Origin of the sequence: Geofilum rhodophaeum (assembly GCF_002210225.1) — a bacterium.
Lineage (GTDB): Bacteria > Bacteroidota > Bacteroidia > Bacteroidales > Marinilabiliaceae > Geofilum > Geofilum rhodophaeum.
Genome location: NZ_MWUJ01000021.1, coordinates 33,015 through 42,528 on the forward strand (window position 1 = coordinate 33,015; position 9,514 = coordinate 42,528).

Consider the following 9,514-nt stretch of genomic DNA (forward strand, 5'->3'; position numbering starts at 1 on the left):
CCCCCCCCCCCCATGTCCCAGGGTTGAAACCCTGGGTTATGATTGGGAGAAATAGGTCAGCGCTTTGCGCTGTTTTGGAAAGCGGGTTGAAACCCGCGGCCTCAGACTGAAGTCTTCGGCTTATGATTGGGAGGGATAGGTCAGGTGCGGAGCGCCTGCTCTGGAAGTGGACTGAAGTCCACGCGGCGGCGGAGACGCCTTTGTGATGGAGGGATAGGTCAGGCGCGGAGCGCCTGTTCTTTAAAGCGGACTGAAGTCCACGGCCTCAGACTGAAGTCTTCGGCTTATGATTGGGAGTAAGTGGTCATGCGCGGAGCGCCTGCTCTGGAAAGTGGACTAAAGTCCACGTGGCGGCGGAGCCGCCTAAATAAGAAAAGAAACAAAAAAGGGGCCTGAGCCCCTTTTTTTGTTTCTTCCTTTCTTTCTTCCTTTCTTTCTTCCTTCCTTCCCTATCGGCCGTAGTAGTCGTGCATTTCTTTGCGGATTTGCTGGATGGCGTCGTTGAAGTAGAGGTTGAGGTCGCGGCCTACGTTTTCGATGAGGTGGCGTCCGAGCTCGAGGGCTGGGGCTTCGGGTTTGATGTTGTTGGCGGTGGTGTTGATGAGGCGGATGAGGCCTTCACGGGCGGCTTTTACTTTGTCCCAGGTGGTGGGACTGACGTAGAGTTGCATGGCGAGGTTGTGGTCGAACTCGCTGCGGATGATTTTGAGCAGGTGGCTCTGGAACTGGAGGGTGGTGAGATTGTGGCGTTGTTCGCGCAGGATGAGGGATTGGGGGTTGAGGCGTTCCATGAGCAGGATGAGGCGCTCGTAGGCTTGCATGCGCAGGCGCATGAGTTCGGTGCTTTCTTTGATGCGGAGTTCGTGCTGGCGGCGTTTCTGCTCCTGGCGCATAAAGAGGTACACGATGATAAGGGTGATGAGGCTGGTCAGTATGGTGGGCAGAAAGATGGTCCAGGTTTCCATGTGCTGTGTGTTAAGTGTTTTTCTGGAGGGTTCGGTGGCGTCTTTTTTGTGCTTTGGGTTTTGGGTTTCGTGCTTTGTGAACTGCTGTAGGTTTACAGCAGTTCGTCGAAATTGATTTCTTCTTGAGGTGCCTCGGTCAGGCGGGTGTCCTGACAACGTACGGTGCGTCCGGGGAATTTTTTGATGAGGTTGTAGTTGTGGGTGGCCATGAGGACGGTTTTGCCGTCGTTGCTGATTTGATGCAGCAGTTTCATGAGGTCGTCGGAGGTGTCGGGGTCGAGGTTCCCGGTGGGCTCATCGGCCAAAAGGAGGTCGGGTTTGTTGAGGAGGGCGCGGGCGATGGCTACGCGCTGCTGCTCGCCTCCGGAGAGTTGGTGGGGCATTTTGTAGCCTTTGTGTACCATGTCGACTTCGGAGAGGACTTCGCGGATGCGGTGGTCCATTTCGGTTTGGTTTTTCCAGCCGGTGGCGCGGAGTACGAACAGTAGGTTGTCGTACACGTTGCGGTCGATGAGGAGCTGGAAGTCCTGAAATACGATGCCCATGCGACGTCGGAGTCCGGGTATGTCTTTTGTTTTGAGTTTGTTGAGCTGGTAGCCGGCTGCAAAACCGGTGCCTTCGCGTAGGGGGATTTCGGCGTAGAGGGTTTTTAGGAGGCTGGATTTGCCGCTTCCTACGCGTCCGATGAGGTAGAGGAATTCGCCGGGACGTACCTGGAAATTGACGTCGCGCAGTATGATGTGCTCGTCTTGACGTATGAGGGCGTTTTCCAGTGCTACTATGTGGCCGTCGTTATTGACGGTGGTGATTTTCTTTTCTTTTGCCATGTTGCCGGGTGATTTTGGCACTAAGATAATTCTTTTTGGGGAAAGTGCCAGCGGGGGGGCTGGGGACTGAGGTCCGCGGGGGGGAGGTCTGAGGACGGGAGCTGTCAGCGCACGGGGCCTGCCAGGGTTGGAGGCGTCCGACGCACAGGGCCTCCCAGGGCCTCCCAGGGCCTCCCAGGGTTGAAACCCTGGGTTATTATTGGGAGGAAGTGGTCAGCCCTTTGGGCTGTTCTGGAAAGCGGACTGAAGTCCGCAGCTTCGGGACATCCATGTCCCGAGCCTGTAAGCTGGGAGGGATGGGTCAGGCGCGGAGCGCCTGCTCTTGTAAGCGGGTTGAAACCCGCGGGGGGGCAGGTCGAGGACTGGAGTTTGCGACGCACAGGGCCTCCCAGGGTTGGAGGCGTCCGACGCACAGGACCTCCCAGGGTTGAAACCCTGGGTTATTATTGGGAGGAAGTGGTCAGCCCTTTGGGCTGTTCTGGAAAGCGGACTGAAGTCCGCAGCTTCGGGACATCCATGTCCCGAGCCTGTAAGCTGGGAGGGATGGGTCAGGCGCGGAGCGCCTGCTCTTGTAAGCGGGTTGAAACCCGCGGGGGGGCAGGTCGAGGACTGGAGTTTGCGACGCACAGGGCCTCCCAGGGTTGGAGGCGTCCGACGCACAGGACCTCCCAGGGTTGAAACCCTGGGTTATTATTGGGAGGAAGTGGTCAGCCCTTTGGGCTGTTCTGGAAAGCGGACTGAAGTCCGCGGCATTGGGGCACCCGTGCCCCAATGCTGTATGTCGGCAAAGAAGATAAGGTATATGGCCAGCTGTATCGAGGCTATGCCTCGATCGGGACTTTAGTCCCGTTTTCTAAACGTGCCCTTGTCAGGGCACACCGCTGCTTCTCAATCATAGCCCAGGACTTCAGTCCTGGGTGGCCTTGTGTGCCGGCCTGGTTATGGTTGGAAAGAAAAAATCGACGGCCTGGGTCTGTTGTTCGGCTATGTTTTATAACAAAGATTTTTCCTTATCTTTTGTGTGGTTTTAGTAGTTAATAATCCTACTTTTGTGGGCATTAGTCGATTTTTAATAATTATTTTTTGATATGAAGCCAACACATATTGAACACATTGGTATTGCTGTGAAAAGTCTTGATGAGGCTATTCCGTTCTATGAGAACGTTTTTGGTTTAAAGTGCTATGCGGTTGAGGAGGTTGCTGAGCAGAAGGTGAAGACTGCCTTTTTTATGGTGGGTCAGACCAAGATTGAACTGCTGGAATCGACTGACCCGGAGGGCCCTATTGGTAAGTTTATTGAGAAGAAGGGTGAGGGTATTCATCACCTGGCTTTTGCTGTGGAGAATCTGCAGGAGGGTTTGAATGAGACTGCTGAAAAGGGTGTTAAGCTGATTGACCAGTCGCCTCGTAAGGGTGCTGAGGGTTTGAATATTGCTTTCTTGCATCCGAAGAGTACTTTTGGTGTGCTTACTGAATTGTGTGAGCATCCGGAGGAATAAGGTACTTTTTGTTTTGGTTTAATCATTTAATGCTGTTTTAGTTATGTCTAATCAGGATAAGATTCAAAAGTTAATAGAACTGCGTGCCGAGGCGAAGCTGGGCGGCGGTCAGAAGCGCATTGATTCGCAACACGCTAAGGGTAAAATGACGGCGCGTGAGCGTATTGAGGTGTTGCTGGACGAGGGCAGCTTTGAGGAGTTTGATATGTTTGTGACGCACCGCTGTACCAATTTTGGTATGGAGAAGACCAAGTTTATGGGTGATGGTGTGGTTACCGGACATGGTACCATTGATGGTCGCATTGTGTATGTCTTTTCGCAGGATTTTACTGTTTTCGGGGGTTCGCTGTCGGAGACTTTTGCGCAGAAGATTTGCAAGGTGATGGATATGGCTATGAAGGCTGGTGCGCCTGTGATTGGTATCAACGACAGTGGCGGTGCCCGTATTCAGGAGGGGGTTACTTCGCTGGCGGGTTATGCTGAGATTTTCCAGCGTAATATTATGGCTTCGGGGGTGATTCCTCAGATTTCGGCCATTTTTGGTCCCTGTGCGGGTGGTGCGGTGTATTCGCCTGCTTTGACTGACTTTATTATGATGACGGAGGAGTCGAGTTACATGTTTGTGACGGGTCCTAAGGTGGTGAAAACGGTTACCGGGGAAGATATTTCTACCGAGGACCTCGGTGGTGCCGAGGTCCATGCGTCTCGCTCGGGTGTTTCTCACTTCCTGCTCGAAAACGAGGAGGAGGGTTTGTTGCTGATTCGTAAGTTGATTTCTTTCCTTCCACAAAATAACCTGGAGGAGGCTCCTTTGGTGGAGTGCCACGATCCGATTGATCGTTTGGACGACTCGCTGAATACCATTATCCCGGACAATGCGAATCAGCCTTACGATATGAAGGAGGTGATTTACACGATTGTGGATGATGCGGAGTTTTTGGAGGTGCATCGCAATTATGCTAAGAATATTGTGGTGGGTTTTGCCCGTATGGGCGGGGCTTCGATTGGTATTGTGGCCAACCAGCCGAACTTTTTGGCGGGGGTTTTGGATTGTGATGCTTCGCGGAAGGCGGCTCGTTTTGTGCGTTTCTGCGATGCTTTTAATATTCCGATTTTGACTTTGGTGGACGTGCCTGGCTTCCTGCCCGGTAGCGGTCAGGAATATGCGGGAATTATTACCCATGGTGCTAAGCTGATGTTTGCCTATGGTGAGGCTACTGTGCCTAAGGTTACAGTGACTTTGCGTAAGAGCTACGGTGGTGCGCACGATGTGATGAGCTGTAAGCAGCTGCGTGGTGACTTGAATTATGCCTGGCCTACTGCCGAAATTGCGGTGATGGGTGCTTCGGGTGCCATTGAGGTGCTGGAGGGGCGTGCCTTGGCGAAGATTGAGGATCCCGAGGAACGTGCGAAATTTGTTGCCGAGAAGGAGGAGGAGTACAAGGAGAAGTTTGCGAATCCCTACCAAGCTGCAGCTTATGGTTATATTGATGATGTTATTGAACCGCGCAATACGCGCTTTAGGATAATCAGAGGTTTCCAGAGTCTGCAGACGAAGAAGCTGACGAATCCGCCGAAGAAACACAGCAATTTGCCTTTATAATTTCTGGCTCCCGTGCTTCCTTTTTGGGGGGCCGGGAGTTTTTTTATGCCTTTGATAAACCCAATGCTATGATGACTTTCCTAATTAATGTGGAAAACTGGGAGTGGTCGGATATTTTTACCATTACTTTGGTGGGCTATTCCGTGGTTTTTCTGGTGCTGGTTTTGCTTATTTATGTGTATAAGCTGATGCCGGTGGTGCTCAATTACAAAAAACGAAAATCGGTGGAGCTCGGTGGGGCTAAAATGAAGGGGACTGAGGCGCATTATGTGGCTGGCGAAGTGAATGCTGCCATTGCAATGAGCCTCATTTTGTATTTTAATGAGCAGCACGATGATGAGAGCAATGTGATTACGATTAAACGGGTCGCAAGGACTTACTCTCCGTGGAGTTCGAAGATTTACAGTGTCAATAATGTTTTACGCTAACCCTTTGTCGCCCTGGCGACAGTGACGGTTGATAAATCGATTTTGTATGAAAAAGTTTGAGTTCACCATTAATGGTAATAAGTACGAGGTTAATTTGAAGGATGTTGAGGAAAATATTGCTTCGCTGGAGGTTAACGGCACACCTTACGAGGTGGAGATTCATCGGGAGGTGAAGAGCACCAAAACGCCTAAGCTGGTCCGCTCGGAAGTGAAGACCAAACCGGGTGAGGGAAGTATTCAGAAAAAGTCTGCGGGTGCGGCTACGGTGTTGGCACCGCTGCCGGGCAATATCTTTAAAATTTTGGTGGGTGTTGGTGATGTGGTGAAGAAGGGCGATACGCTTTTGATTATGGAGGCCATGAAGATGGAAAACAATGTGGCTTCTGAGAAGGAGGGAACGGTTAAGACTATTCGTGTGAAGGTGGGCGACAATGTTTTGCAAAACGATGTGCTCATTGAGTTGGAATAGTTTCCTGAATTTATGTTGAATCGCTGAAGTGTTTTGGCTTCACTAAATCAAAAGATCGTGAGAAAGTTTGCTACTGTTTTTACTATAATGGGCCTTTTGTATGTGCTCTCGTCCTTTTTTGGACAGGCTGAACTGTATGCCCAAACTGCGGGCGAGTCGTCGGGTTCACTGGGCAGGGCCCTGGATATTTTTTGGAATTACACAGCTTTTTCGTCGGTGAATTACAAGTATTTACTGATGATTTGTGTGGGCTTGTTTTTTATTTATCTGGCTATTCGCTACAATTATGAGCCTTTGTTGCTGGTGCCGATTGGCACGGGCATTATTATTGGAAATATTCCGATAATGGAGGGCTTTCAGATTGGTATTTATGAGGATGGGTCGGTGCTGAATTACCTCTATTTTGGGGTGTTGAAGGGGATATATCCGCCTTTGATTTTCCTGGGTATTGGAGCTATGACCGACTTTTCGTCTTTGATTTCTAATCCGCGTTTGATGCTTTTGGGTGCTGCTGCGCAGATTGGGGTGTTTGGCACTTTTATTGGGGCGATGGCTTTGGGCTTTGAAATTCATGAAGCAGGTGCCATTTCTATTATTGGTGGTGCCGACGGCCCCACTGCTATTTTTGCTTCTTCAAAATTGGCGCCTCACTTGATTGGTAGCATTGCTATTGCTGCTTATTCGTACATGGCTTTGGTGCCGGTGATTCAGCCGCCGATTATGAATTTGCTGGTGTCGAAGAAGGAGCGTTTGATTAAAATGAAGCCTCCCCGCGCGGTTTCTAAGCTGGAGAAGATTCTGTTTCCGCTGATTGGTTTGATTCTGACGCTGTTTATTTCGCCAAGCGCCTTGCCGTTGTTGGGGATGCTTTTCTTTGGCAACTTGCTGAAGGAATCGGGTGTTACCAATCGTTTGGCTGAAACGGCCCGGACTTCTTTGATTGATATCATTACCATTGTACTGGGGCTTACTGTTGGTGCTTCTACTCAGGCGGTACGTCTGTTGGAGGATCCGGTGACTGGTGAGATGGTGAATAAGGGGTTTTTAACTTCCGGTTCAATTAAGATTTTTGTACTGGGTGCCGTTTCTTTTGCGGTGGCTACTGCCGGTGGCCTGCTCTTTGCCAAAATTATGAATTTGTTTTTGAAGGAGGGTAATAAGGTTAATCCTTTGATTGGTGCTGCCGGGGTTTCTGCGGTTCCGGACAGTGCACGTGTGGTGCAACATGAGGGCCTGAAGGCGGATCCGAGTAACCACTTGTTGATGCATGCGATGGCTCCGAACGTTTCGGGTGTTATTGGCTCGGCGGTGGCTGCGGGTATTATGATGAGCTTTTTGATGTAGGTGGGGGCCGGGGACCAGGGTGGTCTCCGGGTGTGCCTGCAGATGTGTGTGTGCCAGGTGTCAGGCTCGCACAGGCTCGCACAGGGGGCTCGCACAGGGCCTCCCCAGGGGCCTCCCAGGGGCCTCCCCAGGTCCCAGGACTGAAGTCCTGGGTTATGATTGGGAGGAAGTGGTCAGGCGCGGAGCGCCTGTTTTTGTAAGCGGACTGAAGTCCGCGGCTTAGGGGCATCTATGCCCCTTGCCTGTAGCGCTCAGGTCTCTGGTCTCCTCAGGTCAGCTCCAGGTCATAGGTCTAGGACTGAGGTTCTCCGACGCACGAGGGCTCCCAGGGGCTCCCAGGACTGAAGTCCTGGGTTATGATTGGGAGAAATAGGTCAGGCGCGGAGCGCCTGTTCTGGAAAGTGGACTGAAGTCCACGCGGCGGCGTAGCCGCCTTTATGATGGAGGGATAAGGCAGGCGCGGAGCGCCTGTTCTGGAAAGCGGACTGAAGTCCGCGGTGGACTGCCCAAACCCCAGGACTGAAGTCCTGGGTGATTATTGAGAGAAATAGGTCAGGCGCAGAGCGCCTGTTCTGGAAAGTGGACTGAAGTCCACAAGAGGGCGGAAGCCCTCTTGTTGTTAGAAGTAGGCTTCGAAGTGGATGTNAGAGGGCGGAAGCCCTCTTGTTGTTAGAAGTAGGCTTCGAAGTGGATGTTTTTGGAGGGGAAGTTCTTTTCTGCGAGGATGGCGATGGCTTCGTTAATCATGTTTCGGTTTCCACACAGGTAGATGTTGCTGTAGTTGTCCAGAGTGTTTTGGCGCAGCCAATCGGTGACGCGTCCCGTGAAGTGGCCTTTGTCGCTGCGACTTGTGCAAAGTTGGTAGTTGCCGTTGTAGTGCCCGGGTTGAATGGTTTCGTCGGGAGTGGTGGCTCCGTGAAGAAGGGTGTAATTGAGGTTTGGGTATGTTTTTATAAAGCTGTGATAGGGGGCGATTCCGGTTCCTGTAGCTATAAGTAATAGGGGTTTTTGGGGAAGTGGGTTCGGTAATTGAAAGTAGCCAATGGCTGGTTCAATCATTACTTTATCGCCGGGTTTTAGTCCGTGAAGATGTGGGGTTACCAGTCCGTCGATAACGTGTTTAACCAGGACTTCAAGGTAGTCCTCTTCCTCTCCACTGTATACGGAGTATTCGCGGGTTACTCCGCTGTTGGCGACGCCCACGTTGATGTGTTGACCACTTTGAAACTGTAGGCCTTGACGGGTCATGCGCAGTACAAAGGTGCTCGGGGTCACATCGGAAACGGAAAGTACGGTGTGTATGTTGTATTCGGCTCTGTTCATGGAGAAAAAATAAAAATCCCAAGGGTCCGGGGCGTAAGCCCCGAACCTTTGGGAAGGGTTAGGATTAAAACAGGTTAGGGTGGGTAAAGGTTCAAAATTTGGGTAGAGAACCTCTCCAGGTGGGGATGGGTTAATTTCCCCGAGTTAAGATTAAAAAGGGAGGGGTTAGGGTTTTGGTCTGGTCAAGGGTAAAAGGGTGACCGGGTTTTTGGGTTATGCTGTGTTGTACTTCATATTATTGGAAGATAATTGTTGTTGGGTTCATAGGGTAATTCGTTCTCCTTGAGCAGGTTTTGAAATTCTGCTTTAAATGTGGTTTTTGTATGGTGTTGTTTTTGATACTTAATATAATTGTACACCGTGCTTAGGTTGCTTTGGTTGTGTGCAAAGCAGCCATAGCCCGTTTGCCATGAAAATGGAAACTCGGTAAGCTTTTGGTCGTTTATATATTTTGTCGAAGGTCCCTTTACGCACTTTGCTAAGTCGGCAATGCTAATGGTGCTGTTGATTGATACTAAGCAATGTACGTGGTCGTTATGACCATTGATTATATGGGGTTGACAGTTGTTTCTCTTAAATAATTGGCCAATGGCCTGATAGAGCCCTGATTCCCATTCTGGGGATATGAGCGCTCTGCGATGTCGAACTACAAAAACATAATGGAGTAATACCTGTGTAAATACGTGAGCCATTATATAGGGTTCAGGGTTAAAATCAGAGGCAAGTTATGGCAATAGTTATTAAGTGTCAAGAGTGGTTGTGCATTTTTTTTTGAGTAAGTGGGGATTTTAGTTGATGGGTATCTTTGTAGTGGTGATTTGACGCGGGTTTTGGAGGTTTTAATTTTTTTGAAGTTTTTTGTTTTTTAGTCGGGGATGGCTGGTTCTTAGGGTGGTCGCTGGCTGGTTCTCAGGTGAAGGCTGCCCCAAGTCCCAGGGGTGAAGTGCTTCGACGCGCTGGGCCTCCCAGGGGTGGAGGTGCTCCGATGCATGGAGCCTCCCAGGGGTGAGGTGCTCCGATGCACGGAGCCTCCCAGGGTTGAAACCCATAGCCGTC

The 9,514-nt window shown here is 50.7% G+C and carries 9 protein-coding genes; 5 read left to right on the top strand and 4 right to left on the bottom strand.

Annotation, left to right across the window (positions count from 1 at the left end; genetic code table 11):
* Positions 1 to 449 precede the first annotated feature (449 nt).
* Together B4W65_RS14665 and B4W65_RS14670 are read right to left on the bottom strand one after the other, a co-directional pair.
* Positions 450 to 965, bottom strand: a complete 516-nt coding sequence (locus B4W65_RS14665) for a DUF7935 family protein (RefSeq protein WP_088655927.1) — start codon at positions 963 to 965, stop codon at positions 450 to 452.
* A gap of 92 nt (positions 966 to 1,057) precedes the next feature.
* Complete coding sequence (locus B4W65_RS14670; protein WP_088655928.1) at positions 1,058 to 1,792, bottom strand: cell division ATP-binding protein FtsE; 735 nt, start codon at positions 1,790 to 1,792, stop codon at positions 1,058 to 1,060.
* A 1,088-nt stretch (positions 1,793 to 2,880) separates the two neighbouring features.
* Here B4W65_RS14670 and mce point away from each other — a divergent pair.
* The 5 genes from mce (at position 2,881) to B4W65_RS14695 (ending at position 7,135) form a co-directional block, all read left to right on the top strand.
* On the top strand, positions 2,881 to 3,291 hold the full coding sequence (gene mce, locus B4W65_RS14675; RefSeq protein ID WP_088655929.1) for a methylmalonyl-CoA epimerase: 411 nt from the start codon (positions 2,881 to 2,883) through the stop codon (positions 3,289 to 3,291).
* 43 nt (positions 3,292 to 3,334) lie between these two features.
* Positions 3,335 to 4,894, top strand: coding sequence for an acyl-CoA carboxylase subunit beta (locus tag B4W65_RS14680; protein WP_088655930.1), 1,560 nt, complete (start codon positions 3,335 to 3,337; stop codon positions 4,892 to 4,894).
* A gap of 68 nt (positions 4,895 to 4,962) precedes the next feature.
* Complete coding sequence (locus B4W65_RS14685) at positions 4,963 to 5,322, top strand: OadG family transporter subunit (RefSeq protein ID WP_240509585.1); 360 nt, start codon at positions 4,963 to 4,965, stop codon at positions 5,320 to 5,322.
* 46 nt (positions 5,323 to 5,368) lie between these two features.
* Positions 5,369 to 5,791: a biotin/lipoyl-containing protein gene (locus B4W65_RS14690; protein WP_088655931.1), complete on the top strand. Its 423-nt coding sequence runs from the start codon at positions 5,369 to 5,371 to the stop codon at positions 5,789 to 5,791.
* Positions 5,792 to 5,848: 57 nt separating this feature from the next.
* Positions 5,849 to 7,135 carry a sodium ion-translocating decarboxylase subunit beta gene (locus B4W65_RS14695; RefSeq protein ID WP_088655932.1) on the top strand — a complete coding sequence of 429 codons (1,287 nt, stop codon included), beginning with the start codon at positions 5,849 to 5,851 and terminating at the stop codon, positions 7,133 to 7,135.
* A 669-nt stretch (positions 7,136 to 7,804) separates the two neighbouring features.
* Here the strand turns inward: B4W65_RS14695 and B4W65_RS14700 are convergent.
* Together B4W65_RS14700 and tnpA are read right to left on the bottom strand one after the other, a co-directional pair.
* Positions 7,805 to 8,458, bottom strand: coding sequence for a ferredoxin--NADP reductase (locus tag B4W65_RS14700; protein WP_088655933.1), 654 nt, complete (start codon positions 8,456 to 8,458; stop codon positions 7,805 to 7,807).
* Between the two features lie 230 nt (positions 8,459 to 8,688).
* On the bottom strand, positions 8,689 to 9,150 hold the full coding sequence (gene tnpA, locus B4W65_RS17730) for an IS200/IS605 family transposase (RefSeq protein WP_088655934.1): 462 nt from the start codon (positions 9,148 to 9,150) through the stop codon (positions 8,689 to 8,691).
* Positions 9,151 to 9,514 lie beyond the last annotated feature (364 nt).